This window comes from Streptomyces sp. NPDC058198, assembly GCF_042882605.1.
Taxonomy (GTDB): domain Bacteria; phylum Actinomycetota; class Actinomycetes; order Streptomycetales; family Streptomycetaceae; genus Streptomyces.
This window is the reverse complement of the sequence record NZ_JBHVVP010000003.1, coordinates 270,142-286,997: the sequence shown is the minus strand read 5'-3', so window position 1 is coordinate 286,997 and position 16,856 is coordinate 270,142. Positions and strand designations below refer to the sequence as shown.

Here is a 16,856-nt window from a genome sequence, read left to right as displayed (position 1 = left end):
TCCCCCGGCTTCTGATCCGTACGCTCACTCCACGACCTGGCGGCCCTCCGGCTGCGCGCTGCAGGACGCGCGGAACGTGCAGTTCGCGCAGTGCTGGCCCGTGGTGGGGGTGAAGCGTTCGTCCAGGACGCGGCCGGCCGCGGTGGCGAGCAGGTCGCCGACCCACTCCCCGGCGAGCGGCTCCTGGGCCTGGATCTTGGGGAGTTGGTCGCCGCCCTCCTTCTTCGGCGCGGGCTGGCGCAGCTGTACGAGTTCGGCGCCGCCGGGCTCCGGGCGACGGCCGTCGAAGACCTCGTCCAGCGCGCCCTCGCGGACCGCGAGCTGGTAGACGGCGAGCTGGGGGTGGTGGGCGACCTCGTCCTTGGTGGGGGCCTGCTTCCCGGTCTTGAAGTCGACGACGTAGGCGCGGCCTTCCGCGTCCTGCTCGACGCGGTCCATGGAGCCCCGGATCCGTACCTCGTACGCGCCCGCTTCGAGGGTGACGTCGAATCCGTGCTCGGTGGCGGCGGGGGTGCGGCCGCCGCGGTCCATGACATGCCAGCGCAGGAAGCGTTCGAGCGCCACGCGCGCGTGCTCCTTCTCCTGCTGCGACTTCCAGGGGGCGTCGAAGGCGAGCGCGTCCCATACGGAGTCCAGTCGCTCCATGAGGACGGCGAGGTCGGCGGGGGTACGGCCGGAGGCCACCTCGTCGGCCAGGACGTGCACGACGTTGCCGAACCCCTGGGCGGCGGTGGCGGGCGCGTCGGCCTTCACCTCGCGTCCCAGGAACCACTGGAGCGCGCAGGTGCGGGCGAGTTGTTCGAGCGCGCTGCCGGAGAGGGCGACGGGGCGGTCCCGGTCGCGCAGCGGCACCGGACTCTCGGTCGGCTCGTACAGGCCCCACCAGCGGTGCGGATGCGCGGACGGGACGAGCGGCTGGCCGTCCTCGTCGCCGAGCGCCGCGAGCCGGGCGAGGCGGCGGGCGGCGGCGTCCCGGAGGGCCGGGCTCGCCTCCGGGTCGACGGTGGTGGCGCGCAGTTCGGCGACGAGCGCGGCAACGGCGAGCGGGCGCCGGGGGCGGCCGGTGACATCCCTGGGCTCGACGCCGAGTTCGGCGAGGAAACGGGAGGGCTGGTCGCCGTCGTCGGCGGGGGCCTTGACGGCGGTGACGACGAGGCGGTCGCGGGCGCGGGTCGCGGCGACGTAGAACAGCCGGCGCTCCTCCGTAAGGAGGGCGCCGGGAGTGAGGGGCTCGGCAAGGCCGTCGCGGCCGATCCTGTCCGCCTCCAGGAGGGAGCCGCGGCGCCTGAGGTCGGGCCACAGGCCCTCCTGGACGCCGGCCACGACGACGAGTCCCCACTCAAGACCCTTGGAGCGGTGAGCGGTCATCAGGCGTACGGCGTCGGGGCGTACGGCCCGGTGGCTGAGGGTGTCGGCGGCGATGTCCTGGGCGTCCAGTTCCTCCAGGAAGTTCAGCGCGCCCCGACCCCCGGTGCGTTCCTCGGCACGGGCGGCCGCGTCGAAGAGGGCGCACACGGCGTCGAGATCACGGTCGGCGTTGCGTCCCGCGGCGCCGCCGCGCAGAGCGGACCGTTCGAGCCGTCCCGGCCAGGATGTGCCGTCCCACAGCTCCCAGAGGGCCTCCTGCGCCGTACCGCCGCCTTCGAGCAGCTCACGCGCCGTGCGCAGCAGCGCGCCGAGCCGCTGCGCGCCCCGGGCGTACGCGGGATCGTGCGCGACGAGCCGCTCGGGCTCGGCGAGCGCCCGCGCGAGCAACGCGTCGGACGCCGCGGGCACGCGGTTCCCCCCGGCCCGCTCCTCGTCCCGCAGCGCCCGGCCGAGCCGCCGCAGATCGGCGGCGTCCATGCCGCCGAGGGGCGAGGTGAGGAGGGTGAGCGCGGTCTCGACGTCGAGCCAGGCGGCCGGCGTGGGGCTGGGCACGGGGCCGGGAGCCGGGCCGGGCGTGGCGGTGGACGTGGCGGCGGACTGGGTGGTGACGGTGGCGGCCGTGTCCGGTTCTGCCGCTGTGCCGCCCGGGGCGGGCGGGTGGATCGCCGCCGTGGCAACGGCCCTGAGCGCCGTCAGCAGCGGCGACACCGCCGGTTCGTGGCGGAGGGGGACATCGTCACCGTCCACCTCCAGAGGGACGCCCGCCGACGTCAGGGCGCGGCGGATCGAGGGGATGGTGCGGCCTCCCGCGCGGACCAGGACGGCCATGTCGCTCCAGGGGACGCCGTCTTCGAGATGCGCGCGGCGCAGGATGTCCGCGATGTTGTCGAGCTCGGTCGACGGGGTCGGGAACGTGTACGTCTCGACCCGGCCGCCTTCCCGGACCGCCGCCAGCTCGCGGTGCGCCCGTACCTTCTCCGAGGGGAGCCGGGTCAGCGGCATACGGCGGGTCAGCAGCCGGGTCGCCGCCAGCAGCCGGTCGCCGGAGCGGCGGGACGTGGTGAGGACCTCCACCGGCGCGGGACGGCCGTCCGCCCGGGGGAAGGTGTACGGAAAGTCGAGGATGCCGTTCACATCGGCGCCGCGGAAGGCGTAGATCGACTGATCGGGGTCGCCGAAGGCGACCAGCGTGCGGCCGTGGCCGGCCAGCGCGCCCAGCAGCCGGACCTGTGCGGGGTCGGTGTCCTGGTACTCGTCGACGAACACCGCGTCGTACCGCTCCATGAGGCGCTGCGCGACCTCGGGGCGCCCGGCGAGCAGCACCGCCCGGTGGACCAGCTCCGCGTAGTCGAGCACCCCTTGCAGGTCGAGGACGTCGAGATACTCGGCGAGGAAGGACGCGGCGGCCGACCAGTCGGGACGGCCGGTACGGGCCGCGAACGCCGCCAGCGAGTCGGGGCCGAGTCCCAGTTCGCGGCTGCGGGCCAGCACGGCCCGTACCTCGTCGGCGAAGCCGCGGGTGGTGAGACACGCCCGCAGCTCGTCGGGCCACCGGACGCGCGCCCGCCCGCCACGCTCCAGATCGAGCTGGCCGGCGAGCAGGTCGCGTACGGCGACATCCTGCTCGGGCCCGGAGAGCAGCCGCAGCGGTTCGGCGAAGAGATCGGCGTCCTGGTGCGCGCGGATCAGCGCGTAGCAGAAGGAGTGGAAGGTGGTCGCCTGCGGCCCGCGCGTGCCGCCCAGCCGGACCGCCATCCGGTCGCGCAGCTCCACGGCCGCCTTGCGGCTGAAGGTGAGGACCAGGATCCGTTCCGGATCCGTACCCCGGGCGACCCGCTCGGCGACCGACTCCACGAGTGTCGTGGTCTTGCCCGTACCGGGGCCCGCCAGCACGAGCAACGGTCCTGCCCCATGGTCAACCACCGTGCGCTGCGCTGCGTCCAGCAAGGGGGGATCCACCGGGACCGGCGAGGTACGCACCAGTCGGTACGCGCCCGGGATCCGCTGCCGTACCCGACGGTGCGGGGTACGCCCGGTGGAAGTGGAGGAGCTCACGTGGATCGCCGGTCCTGGAGAAGGTGCGGGTGCTGGTGGTGACGGGGCTGGCTGGGGTGCGCGTGACGCGTGCCGACGACGCTACGCCGCGCGGTGGCCGGGACATGCGCCGGGCGAGCACCCGTTACCCGGCCGCATGGCGGAAGCTGTCATATGTGAGACACATCGCCCGCGTCCGCGCCGTCCCACCGCGCCCGCTTCATGTCGAGGCGCGGCAGATGGCCTTCGGCGCCGCGCGGGGCCTCGCGCAGCGGGGTGCCCTCCTCGCGGTAGTGGTCCAGAGCCCGCAGCTCGTGCCCCGGCAGCAGCACACCGTCGGAGCGGACCACGCGCCACCACGGCACGGCGCCGCCGTAGAGCGCCATGGCCCGGCCCACCTGCCGTGGTCCGCCCACGCCGAGCCACTCCGCGACATCGCCGTACGTCATCAGCCGGCCCGGCGGGATCAGTTCGGCGACATCCAGCACCCGCTCCGCGTACTCGGGCAGCTCCGACGGCTCCCCGGTCTGCTCTGTGGTCGGCTCGTCCTCGCTCATCCTGTCCATCCTGCCGCACCCCACCGACAGCCGCGCCGACCCGGGACATCGGGGCGCATATGTTCGATAATCCTGTGTACGTACCCACGCAAAGGGACGTATCTCTCACGCCCCACGCCCCCGCAATGCACCCTGATGCCCCCCTCTGTCGTTCGCTCGTGCCACCATCATCCGGGCGGTGACTGGTGATACGAGATCAAGAAGAAGCGGATTCGGCAGAGGAGCGGGCCGTGCAGCCTCCCACGGCGGCGAGTACCTCTGGCGCTGAGTCGCGCCCGGACAGCGAGCCCCGCGCGGACGAGGAGACGTCCCGCGCGGCCACCGGTCCTCCCGCGAACGGCGCTGACGGCGCCGACGGCGCGAACGGCACGGACGGTGCGAACGGCGCAGACGGCGCGGACGGCGACCCCCCGCAGGGAGAGCCGCCCGCCGACGACGAGCCCTGCGGCCACGGCGCGACCCGGGCCGACCGGGTCTCCGGCGACGAGCCGCTGCTCCCCGCCCGCGTCCACCGCCCCTCCGACCTGCTGCGCCTGCTCATCGGCATCCTCGCCATCGCCCTCGTCCTCGGGCTCTCCGCCTTCGCCCACGGCACCACCTCCGGCCTCGAACAGGACATCAGCAAAGGCACCGGCCAGGCCCCCGACCTGATGGTCAAGCTGGCCGGTCTGGTGTCCAGCATCGCCGTCCTGCTCGTCCCGGTCGCGTTCGCGATCGAGCGGCTGATCAAGCGGGACGGGCTGCGGATCGCGGACGGTGTGCTCGCCGCCGTACTGGCCCACGGTGTGACGCTCGCCACCGACCTCTGGGTCGCCAGAGCCGCGCCGGGCTCGATCCAGGACGCGCTGACCCGGCCGCAGCTCGGCGCCGGGCTCACCGACCCCGTACACGGCTATCTCGCCCCCGTCATCGCCTATATGACAGCCGTCGGGATGGCCCGCAGACCCCGATGGCGCGTGATCCTGTGGGTGGTGCTGCTGCTCGACGCCTTCGCGATGCTGGTCGCCGGCTACACGACGCCCTTCTCGATCACGCTCACCGTGCTGATCGGCTGGACCGTGGCGTACGGCACGCTCTACGCGGTCGGCTCGCCCAATGTGCGGCCCACCGGCCAGACGCTGATGGCGGGTCTGCGCCGGGTCGGTTTCCGCCCGGTCAACGCGATGCGCGCCGAGGACGTCGCCGACTCCGCCGAGCAGGGTGACCGGGGCCGCCGCTATCTGGTCTCCCTGGAGGACGGCCCGCCGCTCGACGTCACCGTCGTCGACCGGGAACAGCAGGCCCAGGGCTTCTTCTACCGGGTGTGGCGGCAGCTGACCCTGCGGTCCTTCACCACCCGCAGCTCCATCCCCTCCCTGCGCCAGGCGCTGGAACAGGAAGCGCTGCTCGCGTACGCGGCCATCGCCGCCGGAGCCAACGCCCCCAAGCTGATCGCCACCTCGGAGCTCGGCCCCGACGCCGTCATGCTCGTGTACGAGCACCTCGGCGGCCGGTCCCTGGACTCGCTGCCGGACACGGAGATCACCGACGAGCTCGTACGGGGCGCCTGGCGCCAGGTGAAGGCGCTCCAGTCACGGCGCATCGCGCACCGCAGACTCACCGGTGACGCGCTCGTCGTGGACCGGTCGGGCAAGGTGATCCTCACGGAGCTGCGCGGCGGCGAGATCGCCGCGGGCGATCTGGTGCTGCGCATGGACACCGCCCAGATGCTCACCACGATGGGCCTGCGCGTGGGCGCGGAACGCTCGGTCGCCGCGGCGGTGGAGGTGCTCGGCCCGGACGCCATCGCCGACTGTCTGCCGCTGCTGCAGCCGATCGCGCTGAGCCGCTCCACCCGCGCGACGCTGCGCCGGCTGGCCCGCGAGCGGTCGCAGCGCGAGCGCGAGGCCGTGCTCGAAGCGTCGGAGACGAACAAGCGCGCCAAGATCGCGGAGGCCGCCGCGGCCGCCGACGGTGACCGCAAGGCCGTACGGAAGTCGCTGCGCGCCGAGAAACAGGCGGAGAAACGGGCGATAGACGAGGCGCTGGACGAGGCGCGCGAGGAGGATCTGCTCTCCCTGATGCGGCGGCAGGTGCTGCTGATCAGGCCGCAGGCGCCGGTCGAACCGGTCCGCCTCGAGCGGATCAAGCCGCGTACGCTCCTGAGCTTCATCGCCGGCGCCGTCGCCGCGTACTTCCTGCTCACGCAGTTCACCCAGCTGGACTTCGGCACGGTCATCAGCCAGGCGCACTGGGGCTGGGTGGCGGCGGCCGCGGCGTTCTCGGCGCTCAGTTATGTCGCGGCGGCGATGAGCCTGCTGGGCTTCGTCCCCGAACGGGTGCCGTTCCGGCGGACCGTCGTCGCCCAGGTCGCCGGGTCCTTCGTGAAGATCGTCGCCCCGGCGGCGGTCGGCGGTGTGGCGCTGAACACCCGCTTCCTCCAGCGCGCGGGGGTACGGCCAGGACTCGCCGTGGCGAGCGTCGGGGCGTCCCAGCTCTTCGGGCTCGGCGCGCACATCCTGCTGCTGCTGTCCTTCGGCTATCTCACGGGTACCGAGAAGACGACATCGCTGACCCCGTCGAGGACGGTGATCGCGGGTCTGCTGACGGTCGCCGTGCTGGTGCTGGTCGTGACCGCGATCCCGTTCCTGCGGAAGTTCGTGGTGACCCGGCTGCGCTCGCTGTTCGCCGGGGTCGTGCCGCGCATGCTCGACGTCCTGCAGCGGCCGATGAAGCTGGTCACCGGCATCGGCGGGATGCTGCTGCTGACGGGCGTGTTCGTGATGTGTCTGGACGCCTCGATCCGGGCGTTCGACAACGGCAACCAGCAGCTGAGCTACGCGAGCATCGCGGTGGTCTTCCTCGCGGGCAACGCGCTGGGCTCGGCGGCGCCGACACCGGGCGGGGTGGGCGCGGTCGAGGGCGCGCTGACCCTGGGTCTGCTGGCGGTGGGGCTGCCGAAGGAGGTCGCGGCGCCGGCCGTGCTGCTGTACCGGCTGCTGACGCTGTGGCTGCCGGTGCTCCCGGGCTGGCTGTCCTTCAACCATCTCACCCGTAAGGGAGCCCTGTAGGTCCGCGCGCGCGACTCCGGCGCGGTCCGCCACCCGCATGGCCCGCGGCCCCGCGCGGCGCGCGGCCCCGGGGCGCACGATGAGGCCATGCCGACCTCCACCTCCGTCCGGCGCGCAACGGCCCTCGCCGCGGTCTCCACCGCCGCACTGCTGACCGCCACCGGATGCTCCGACATCAGTGGCAGCTCCGACAGCGGAAGCTCGAACAGCACGGCCAAGCCCACGGACCTGGTGTCCCAGCGGCTCGACTGGAAGGCGTGCCCGGTCCCGTCCGCCGCGGAGGGCGGCGGTACGGCTCCGTCGCCGCTGCCCGGCGGCGCGACGTGGGAGTGCTCCATCATGGCCGTCCCGCTCGACTACGCCAAGCCGGACGGCGACACGATCGGGCTGGCCCTCATCCGGGCCAGGGCCCGGGAACAGGACCGGCGGATCGGCTCGCTCATCTTCAACTTCGGTGGCCCCGGCGGCTCCGGCGTCGCCGCGCTGCCCGCCTTCTCCAAGGACTACGAGAAGCTCCGCTCCCGCTACGACCTGGTCAGCTTCGACCCGCGCGGGGTCGGCCGCAGCGACGCCGTGGAGTGCGAGAGCGACAAGCAGCTCGACGCGTACTTCGCCAAGGACTTCACTCCGGACGACCCCACCGAGGAGAAGAGCTTCACCCAGGGGCTCGCGACCTTCGCCTCGGCCTGCGAGAAGAACTCCGGGCAGGCGCTCCCGTATGTCGGTACGACCAACGCCGCCCGCGACATGGAGCTGATGCGCAAGGTCCTCGGCGACGACAAGCTCCACTACTTCGGGATCTCGTACGGCACCGAACTGGGCGGCGTCTACGCCCATCTGTATCCGGAGTCGGTCGGCCGCGCGGTCTTCGACGCGGTCGTCGACCCGTCCGAGACCTCGGAACAGGGCTCGCTCGGCCAGGCGAAGGGCTTTCAGCTCGCCCTCGACAACTTCGAGAAGGACTGTGTGTCCCGCGGCGACGCCTGCAAACTGCCCGGCAGCACGCCGAAGGAGATCGAGGCGTTCATCACCGGGCTGATCGGCCGGCTCGACAAGCAGCCGATCGCGGGCATCGGCGACCGGGAGCTGACGCAGACGCAGGCGACCAACGGCATGGCCCAGGCGCTCTATTCGAAGGAGTACTGGCCGCTGCTGGAACAGGGACTGGACGAGGCCGACGGCGGGAACGGCTCCCTGCTGCTCGCCCTGTCCGACGCGATGAACGGACGCGACGACCAGGGCCGGTACAGCAATCTCCAGGCGGCCAACGCGGCCATCAACTGCGCGGATTCCAAGGAGCGTTACACCCTGGCGCAGACCAAGGCGAAGCTCCCGGAGTTCCGTAAGGCCTCGCCCGTCTTCGGGGACTTCCTGGGCTGGGGGCTGATGGGCTGCTCCAAGTGGCCGGTGCCGGGGCAGTGGAAGACCCCCGACGTGAGCGCGCGGGGCGCGGCGCCGATCCTGGTCGTCGGCAACACCGGTGACCCGGCGACTCCGTACGCCGGCGCCAAGGCGATGGCCGACGCGCTGGGCAAGGGCGTCGGCGTCGAGATGACGTACCGCGGCCAGGGCCACGGCGCGTACAACAGCGGCAACACCTGTGTGCAGGACGCCGTGAACGGCTATCTCCTGGACGGCAAGGTCCCGACCGCCGGGACGGTCTGTGGCTAGTCGGCACAGTCTGTGCCCAGCTCTCAGTGGCTGGAGAATGCCCGGAGTGTCGCGCATAGGATGATCAGCCGTCCTTCTCCCCCCGATCCCCGTCCCCGTCCCCGCTTCGTGCGCCCCACCGCCGAAGGGCAGAACGAAAGTGAGCCCGACGCATCATGCGCAGACGTATCAGCGGACGCAGAGGCAGACCTGCCGGCGCACCCGCCCGCCGTATCCGGATAACCGCCCTGTCCGCGGTGTCGCTCCTGCTGGCCGGCGCCCTCACCGCCTGTGACAGCGGTACGGAGGATCCCGCGCCCGACGCGAAGGCGTCCGCCACGGCCACCGCGACGCCGTCCGGCACAGCCGCCGCGGCGGCGTCCGCGGCGCCCGTGCTGCCCGCCGCGCTCACCGGACAGCGGCTCGACTGGAAGCGGTGCGCGGCCCCCGTGAAGGCGTGGGGCAGCGCCGCGAAGGCCCCCGGCTCCCGCTGGAAGTGCGCCACGATGAAGGCGCCGCTGGACTACGCCGAGCCGGCCGGCGAGAGCCTCGGGATCGCCCTGATCCGCTCGGAGGCGAGCGAGCGGAGTCGCCGCATCGGCTCGCTCCTGTTCAACTTCGGCGGGCCCGGTGGCTCCGGTGTGGCCACGCTGCCCGCCTCGGCCGGGATGTTCAGCACGCTCCGGACGCGGTACGACCTGGTCGGCTTCGACCCACGCGGGGTCGCGGAGAGCTCCGGAGTGGTGTGCCGGGACGACCAGCAGACGGAGAAGGCGCTCCGTATCGACACGACCCCGGACACCCCGGCCGAGGAGAAGACCTATCTGGAAGACGCTGCGGCCTTCGGCGCGGACTGCGCGCGGCGCTCAGGACGGGTGCTCCCCCACATCAGGACCACCAGCGCCGCCCGTGACATGGATCTGATGCGGCAGGTCCTCGGCGACGACAAGCTCAACTACTTCGGCTTCTCGTACGGCACCGAACTGGGCGGCGTCTACGCCCACTTGTTCCCGGCACGGGTCGGGCGGCTCACCCTGGACGCGGTCGTCGACCCGTCCGCCGACTACGCCGGCCACTCCCGCAACCAGGCACTCGGCTTCCAGCGCGCCCTGGAGAACTACTTCAAGAGCCGTGGCATCAGCGCGAAGACCGGCACCGCGCGGGTGGTGAAGCTGCTCGGCCGTCTCGACCGGAAACCGGTGCCGGCCGCCGACGGCCGCACGCTCACCCAGAGCCTCGCGCTCACCGGGATCTTCAATTCGCTGTACAGCGAGCGGAGCTGGCCGTATCTGACCGACGCGCTGAACGCCGCCGAGCGGGGGAACGGCAGCGGGCTGCTGCGGCTGGCGGACTCGTACAACGACCGGGACGAGAAGGGCCGTTACGGCACCGCGCACCACTCGCAGCGTGCCATCTCCTGCGCGGACACCAAGGGGCGCGTCACCGCCACGGAGGTCAGGTCCCGTCTGCTGGCGGACTTCCGGAAGGTGTCGCCGGTCTTCGGTCCCTATCTGGCCTGGGACCTGGCCGGCTGGTGCGCCGACTGGCCGGTCGCGGGCGAGCACGAGACAGCGGAGGTGGCGGCGCCCGGCGCGGCCCCCATCCTGGTGATCGGCGGCAAGGGCGATTCGGCGACGCCGTACGAGGGCTCGCAGCGGATGGTCGAGGAACTCGGCGAGGGCGTCGGTGTCCAGCTCACCTTCGAGGGCGAGGGCCACGGCGCGTACACCACTGGCAACCGCTGCATCACCCGGACGGTGAACGACTACTTCCTCCACGACAAGGTGCCGGCCTCCGGGAAGAGCTGCTCCTGAGGGCTGTCCCACTCAGAACGGCCCGCGCAGCGGAAAGGGGCCGGTCCACACCCCGTGGACCGGCCCCTTCACCTGCAAGATCTCGTAGGCGTACGCCCTAGTAGACCGGCTTGTCCGGCTCGATCTGGTTGACCCAGCCGATCACTCCGCCACCGACATGCACCGCGTCCGAGAAGCCCGCGGACTTCAGCACCGCGAGGACCTCCGCACTGCGGACACCTGTCTTGCAGTGCAGGACGATCTTCTTGTCCTGCGGCAGGCTCTCCAGGGCGGTGCCCATCAGGAACTCGTTCTTCGGGATCAGCTTCGCACCGGGGATCGAGACGATCTCGTACTCGTTCGGCTCCCGGACATCGATGATCTCGATGTTCTCCTCGTCGTCGATCCACTCCTTGAGCTGCTTGGGAGTGATCGTCGAGCCGGCCGCCGCCTGCTGGGCCTCCTCCGAGACGACACCGCAGAAGGCCTCGTAGTCGATGAGTTCGGTGACGGTGGGGTTCTCGCCGCAGATCGCGCAGTCGGGGTCCTTGCGGACCTTGACCTGGCGGTACTGCATCTCCAGGGCGTCGTAGATCATCAGACGGCCGACCAGCGACTCGCCGATGCCCGTCAGGACCTTGATCGCCTCGGTGACCTGGATGGAGCCGATGGACGCGCAGAGCACACCCAGCACGCCGCCCTCGGCGCAGGACGGAACCATGCCCGGGGGCGGGGGCTCCGGGTAGAGGCAGCGGTAGCAGGGGCCGTGCTCGGACCAGAACACGCTGGCCTGGCCGTCGAAGCGGTAGATCGAACCCCAGACGTACGGCTTGTTCAGCAGCACGCAGGCGTCGTTGACCAGATAGCGGGTGGCGAAGTTGTCCGTGCCGTCCACGATCAGGTCGTACTGCGAGAAGATCTCCATCACGTTCTCGGCTTCGAGCCGCTCTTCGTGAAGGATCACGTTCACATAGGGGTTGATACCGAGGACGGAGTCACGCGCGGAGGCGGCCTTCGACCGGCCGATGTCGGCCTGGCTGTGGATGATCTGGCGCTGCAGGTTCGACTCGTCGACCTCGTCGAACTCCACGATGCCGAGCGTGCCGACACCGGCCGCGGCCAGGTACATCAGAGCCGGGGAGCCGAGCCCACCGGCACCCACACACAGCACCTTCGCGTTCTTCAGCCGCTTCTGCCCGTCCATCCCCACGTCCGGGATGATCAGATGACGGGAGTACCTGCGGACCTCGTCAACGGTGAGCTCGGCAGCGGGCTCGACCAGGGGTGGCAGCGACACAAGGACCTCAACAAGGGGGTTGGTCGGTGATTCAGTACGGTTGTTCCACCTGTAACACTGCCACGGCCCTCCTCATTCCGAGACACCCGGTCCGACTCGCGAGACAATTTCGTCCCAGTAACCGGGCAGTGTCGCGAATGGTCCCTTACGCCCCGTTCGGCCGTCCCCGGCCCCCCGGCCGCCCCGCTCCCCCCGGTCGGTGAAGAAGATCGTCCCGGCGCCCTGCCAACGGGCGATCCGCATGGCCTCGTCCAGGTGCGTACGCGGCACCCCGTGGACGAGATGGACGAACCGCTCCGGCGGATGGTCCGCCGTCCACTCGGCCACCTGCGACCAGCGGTAGTCCGTCCACGGCCCGGAGAAGGTCACCAACTGGTCGGCGGTCTCGGCGTATCCGGGGTACGGATGCGTCCCGTGCCCCAGCACGAGATGTCCGTCGTCGTCCCCGCCGTCCAGCACCGCTTCCAGGGTCGCCGTCGTCCGCCGGACCTCGGGCAGGTCCGCGCGGCCCGCCGGGCACCGGTCGAGGAAGAACCCGCCGACCCCGTACCAGTCGAGGAAGCGGTGCGCGTCGGAGACGATCTCGCCGAAGGAGCGAGCGCCGTACGCCAGGTCGAGATGGCCGAGTACCCGTACGCCCGCGGTGCCGAGCCGGCGCGCCGCCTCCACGCGGTGCGGGTCGGGACGGGCGCCGGGGCCGTCCGCGACATTGAGGACGGCCCAGTGCATCGGCGTGCCCGGACGGGTCAGTTCGGCCCATTCGGCCGGGGCGAGCAGCGGGTGCGCGTACCCGGGAACACCGAAGCCGAGCCTGCCGGAACCGGTGGCGGAGAGCGGGCCGCCGGTGGTGGTCAGATGCGGCACGCCGCCTCCATCCAGATATCGGCGAGGGACTCCTCCAGATTGATCCGGGGCCGCCAGCCGAGCCGGTCACGAGCGGTGCGTACGTCCGCCTGCTGCCAGCTGCCGCAGCCGTCGGGGTACGGGAAGGGGCCGGCGCCCAGCTGTTCCACCAGCGGCTCGCCCCGGGGGGCGCCGACGGTGGCATGGCCGGTGCGCATCGGCGCGGAGGGCATGTCCAGCTCGTGCAGGGCGCCCGCGTAGCCGGCGACCCTCGCCAGCACGGCGGCGGCGTCCCTGAGCCGGACGGCACGTCCGGTGCCGATGTTGACGATGCCCTGCGCGGCGGAGAGCGAGGCGGCGTGCACGGCGCGCGCCACATCGCGTACGTCCACGAAGTCGCGCTGCACCCCGAGTCCGCCGAGCTTCAGTTCGCCGTCGCCGGACTGCATGGCGCGGCGCATCGCCTCGGCGAGCCGGCCGAGCGGGGAGCCCGCCGGGGTGGCGGGGCCGACCGGGGAGAAGACCCGCAGCACGATGGCGTCGAGACCGGCGCCGAGCACCAGCTCGGACGCGGCGAGCTTGCTCACTCCGTACGGCCCGCCGGGGCGCGGCACGGCGTCCTCGGCGGTCGACGAGCCCTGCTGGGAAGGACCGTACTCGGAGGCGCAGCCGAGCTGCACCAGCCGGGCGCCGCAGCCGCTGCGGCGCAGGGCCTCGCAGACCGTCGCCACGGCGACCGTGTTGTGCCGGGTCAGCTCACGGGCGCCGCCGCGGGTGGCTCCGGCGCAGTTGATGACGACCCCTGGGTGGACGGCGTCCAGGAAGCGGGTGAGCGCTCCCGGGCTGCCGCCCGCGAGGTCGAACCGTACGTCGGCGTCGTCGCCGCGGCCGAGAGCCGTGAGGTGGACGGCGGGGTCGGCGAGCAGCCGGTCGGCCACGAAGCGGCCGAGGAAACCATTGGCACCGAGCAGCAGGACCCTCATCGCGCGGCCCCTCTGTGCCGACGGGCGGTTACGGGTGCTGTGGATTGCGGGGTCATGTCGGTCGTCTCCTTAGGAGGTGGTCTCGGTACGAGCTGTGGTCGCGGTACGTGTCGCGGGGGACGCCCGCGCCTCCGGCGCCGTGGGATGAGTGGGCCCCGGGTGCGTGCGTCAGGTGTGCGCCGACGCCCGGGAGAGGGCGACGGTGGCGTGGGTGAGGAGTCCGAGCGCGGCCGCTCCGCAGGCGAGGGCGGGTACGGCTCCGGCGCCCCAGGCCAGGACCACGGCCCGGACGGGAGCGGCGAGGGCGTCGCAGCCGGGGAGGCGGCCGGCCAGCACGGACGCGCAGGCCAGGGCCTCCACGGCGCAGGCGGCGGCGAGCCCGGTGGCGGCGGACTCGGGGAAGCCGTGGACCGTGAGCAGCCGGGCGAGCAGGAACAGCGTGCCGAGGGTGACGGTGGCGGCGAGCGCGCCGTCGTCGTCCTGGAGGGCGAGGGGCGCGAGGAGTGACAGTCCCGTCAGGACGACGGCGTACAGCCCCACGACCGTGAGCAGCAGGGGGCGCGCGCCGGCGGCGAAATCGGCGAGTCCCCGGCTGTCCGTGAGTCTGCGCCGCGCCAGTACGGAGAAGAGGTGGGCGCACCAGGCGGCGGGGGCGACGGCGAAGGCCAGCGCGACGAGGGGGGTCACGGTCACGGGCCAGGGTCCGTCGGGGCCGCCGGAGAGGAGCTGGTCGAGCAGTCCGTCACCGCAGAGCAGATAGGCCAGCAGCCAGTACACCCAGAGGCCGGCGGCGGGGACCGTACGGCCCCCGGCGTGCAGCGGCCCGCGCCGGAGACAGGCGGACAGCGCACCGGAGAGCGCCAGGGCTCCCGCCAGGCATATCGCGAGCTGTCGCTGCCCGCCACTGTGCTCCAGGCCCAGGAGGGTCAGGGAGCAGACAGCGCCGGGCAGCAGCGTGAGAGCGGCCCACCGCGCCCGGCCGGTCGTCCCGGTCCGCCCGGCGCGCGCATCGGCGACGCGCGCCGGGGGTTCGGGGGTCTCCCGGTCCGCCCCGTGCGGGACGCGTGCGTACAGCTCCTCGGCGAGTGAGAAGACATCGCGGTGCCGGAAACGGGCGGCGGTCCGGTCGGTGATCCCGTACGCCTCCAGACCGGCGGCGATCTCCAGCGGGTCGACGGCCCGCTCGCACAGCCGCCGGTGGCGGTGCATCAGGGCTCTGACGGGATCGGCGGGCCCACGGCGGGCAGCCGGTTTCCTGGCCGGGGCCGGGGCCGGGGCCGGTGAGGTCGGCGTCGTCGGCGTCGGCGTCGGTGCCACCGGTGCGGTCGGTGCGGTCATGGGGTGGCCTCCGTCAGACATCGCTCTCCCCCGCGGCGGCGTGCGCGCCGACCCGCTCGCCCGTGCGTGCCCAGCTCGGCACGGGCCTCGCGGGCTCCTCCTGGCGTCTGCCGGTCCAGCGTCCCGGGGCGTACATCTCGGCCGGGTCGGCGAACGGCAGCGGTGCTCCGTCGGCGTTCACGGCCTCCGCGGCGCGCCGTACGGGGGCGTGCGAGATGAGCTCCAGATAGATGCCGTGAAATGCCGCGAGGTTCTGCTCGACGGTGAAGAGCTCCTGTGCGCGGGCGCGGGCCGCCGCGCCCAGCCGCTCACGGCGCTCGGGGTCGCGCAGCAGCGCGAGACAGGCATCCGCGAGCGCCCGCGGATTGCGCGGGGGCACCACCAGGCCCGTACCCCCGATGATTTCGAGGACCGCGCCGACGTCCGTGGAGACCGTCGCCCGTCCGCAGAACATCGCCTCGACCAGGCTGATCGGGAATCCCTCGACCACGCTGGAGAGGACGACCACCCCGCCCGCCGCGTAGGCGTCGGGCAGTTCGGGCGTCTCGGGGCCGCCGATCTCCTCGAAGGAGACGGGGTTGTCGCCGACGGCGTGCGCCCCGGCCGCCTCGTCGGGGAAGAGCTGGGCGGCGAGGCTCCGGCAGTGGGCGAGGTACGCGGCGGGCTCGGGGCCCTGCGCCGGGGCGCCCACGATCCGCAGCCGCGCGTCCGGCTCCGCCTTACGGATCTCGGCGAAGGCGTGCAGCAGCGAGATGAGGTCCTTGGCGGGTTCGATCCTGCCGACCCAGACGAGGGTGCCGGGGTCGCCGCCGTCGTCCCCGTCCCCCACCGCGGCGAAGCGCTCCGCCTCCATACCGGGGTAGACGGTGCGCAGCTTGGCGCGGTCGGCGCCGCAGCGCTCCTGCCAGCGCCTGGAGTGGGTGTTGCCGGGGGTGATGACGCTCGCCTGCCGGTAGACCTCGGCGGCCAGCCGCCGCTGGAACGCGGCGAGCAGGGAGCGGACCGGGGTGCGGAACGCCGGTTCGGTCAGGGGGCCTTCAGGGCCGTCGGCCCGGGGTGCGCCGGCCGCCAGGTAGTGGGCCCGCAGGTGTACGCCGTACTCCGTCACCAGCAGCGGGGCCCCGAAGAAGCGTTTGGCCAACAGGCCGGGCAGCGCCGCAGGTCCGCCGGACGCGGCGTGGCAGAGGTCGGCCGCGCCCAGTGCCTCGTCGCCGTACCAGTCGAGCGAGAGGGGGCGCAGTGCGCGCTCCAGCTGATCGGCGAAGGCCAGCAGGTCGGGGACGGTGGCGGTGTGCACGCTCCGGCGCGCGCCGGGTGCGCGGCAGGCGGATTCCAGCAGCCGTACGGTGGTTTCCGAGCGCAGGGCCGTGTAGAGGCCGCCGCGCTCCATGGCCAGGTCGGCGAGTCCGTAGAGCCCGGCCGCGAAGGCGTCCGCGCCCGGTTCCCCGTCCGCGCCCCGCGCTCCGTCCGTCCCGTCGGAACAGTCGGAACAGAGGGACGTGGCCAGTTGCCGGACATGCTCGGCGAACCGGCGCCGGTCACGCCGTCCGTGGCGGCGGCCGTCGTCGGCCGGTGCCCAGAGCGGCGCGGTGCGCACCCGCTGGACCTGGCCGGGCAGCTGTATCCAGCCGCGCTCTTCCTGCTGTGCGCTGCGGCTCAGCGCGTAGAGGTCGAACTCGTGCTGTGCGAGCCCGCGTACGAGCCGGTCGCACCAGAGCCTGGACTCACCCGTCGCATACGGATACCCACCGTCCGTAAGCAGTCCGATCCGCACGGGCACACCCCCGATCTCCCTTGTGGGCGGCCACCGTTGATCCGGCGACTCGCAGCGGGACGACCGTAAGCGGATATGCCGGTGGCGGGGGGGGCGGGGGGGCCCCGGCCCACCCCCCCCCCAGGCAACCCCCGAGACGAAGAAAACGCCCCCCCGCGCGCCGCCCCAC

At 72.8% G+C, this 16,856-nt stretch carries 10 protein-coding genes; 3 read left to right on the top strand and 7 right to left on the bottom strand.

Annotated elements, in window-relative coordinates; all coding sequences use genetic code 11:
- Window positions 1-24 precede the first annotated feature (24 nt).
- Together ACFVWW_RS13540 and ACFVWW_RS13535 are read right to left on the bottom strand one after the other, a co-directional pair.
- A complete protein-coding gene (locus ACFVWW_RS13540; protein WP_386878380.1) occupies window positions 25-3,423 on the bottom strand; it encodes an ATP-dependent helicase in 3,399 nt (1,132 codons plus the stop codon).
- A gap of 149 nt (window positions 3,424-3,572) precedes the next feature.
- Window positions 3,573-3,959 (bottom strand): MGMT family protein, encoded by a 387-nt coding sequence (locus ACFVWW_RS13535; RefSeq protein WP_386878381.1) that lies wholly within the window; start codon window positions 3,957-3,959, stop codon window positions 3,573-3,575.
- Between the two features lie 230 nt (window positions 3,960-4,189).
- Here ACFVWW_RS13535 and ACFVWW_RS13530 point away from each other — a divergent pair, with 230 nt between their 5' ends.
- The 3 genes from ACFVWW_RS13530 to ACFVWW_RS13520 all read left to right on the top strand — a co-directional run bounded on the left by ACFVWW_RS13530 (window position 4,190) and on the right by ACFVWW_RS13520 (window position 10,473).
- Window positions 4,190-7,009 (top strand): lysylphosphatidylglycerol synthase domain-containing protein, encoded by a 2,820-nt coding sequence (locus ACFVWW_RS13530; protein ID WP_386878382.1) that lies wholly within the window; start codon window positions 4,190-4,192, stop codon window positions 7,007-7,009.
- Window positions 7,010-7,096: 87 nt separating this feature from the next.
- Window positions 7,097-8,680, top strand: coding sequence for an alpha/beta hydrolase (locus ACFVWW_RS13525; protein WP_386878383.1), 1,584 nt, complete (start codon window positions 7,097-7,099; stop codon window positions 8,678-8,680).
- 155 nt (window positions 8,681-8,835) lie between these two features.
- Window positions 8,836-10,473: an alpha/beta hydrolase gene (locus ACFVWW_RS13520; protein ID WP_386878384.1), complete on the top strand. Its 1,638-nt coding sequence runs from the start codon at window positions 8,836-8,838 to the stop codon at window positions 10,471-10,473.
- A 97-nt stretch (window positions 10,474-10,570) separates the two neighbouring features.
- On the opposite strand, the gene moeZ is transcribed toward ACFVWW_RS13520, so the two are convergent.
- The 5 genes from moeZ to ACFVWW_RS13495 form a co-directional block, all read right to left on the bottom strand.
- Window positions 10,571-11,749, bottom strand: a complete 1,179-nt coding sequence (gene moeZ / locus ACFVWW_RS13515; RefSeq protein ID WP_384336418.1) for an adenylyltransferase/sulfurtransferase MoeZ — start codon at window positions 11,747-11,749, stop codon at window positions 10,571-10,573.
- A gap of 72 nt (window positions 11,750-11,821) precedes the next feature.
- Window positions 11,822-12,613, bottom strand: a complete 792-nt coding sequence (locus ACFVWW_RS13510) for a spherulation-specific family 4 protein (RefSeq protein WP_386878385.1) — start codon at window positions 12,611-12,613, stop codon at window positions 11,822-11,824.
- Window positions 12,601-13,575 (bottom strand): NAD-dependent epimerase/dehydratase family protein, encoded by a 975-nt coding sequence (locus ACFVWW_RS13505; protein WP_384189617.1) that lies wholly within the window; start codon window positions 13,573-13,575, stop codon window positions 12,601-12,603. Before ACFVWW_RS13505 ends, ACFVWW_RS13510 begins: the two co-directional genes overlap by 13 nt.
- Before the next feature lie 168 nt (window positions 13,576-13,743).
- Window positions 13,744-14,913: a hypothetical protein gene (locus tag ACFVWW_RS13500; RefSeq protein ID WP_386878386.1), complete on the bottom strand. Its 1,170-nt coding sequence runs from the start codon at window positions 14,911-14,913 to the stop codon at window positions 13,744-13,746.
- A gap of 13 nt (window positions 14,914-14,926) precedes the next feature.
- Window positions 14,927-16,687 (bottom strand): DUF3492 domain-containing protein, encoded by a 1,761-nt coding sequence (locus ACFVWW_RS13495; RefSeq protein ID WP_386878496.1) that lies wholly within the window; start codon window positions 16,685-16,687, stop codon window positions 14,927-14,929.
- Between the last annotated feature and the right edge of the window lie 169 nt (window positions 16,688-16,856).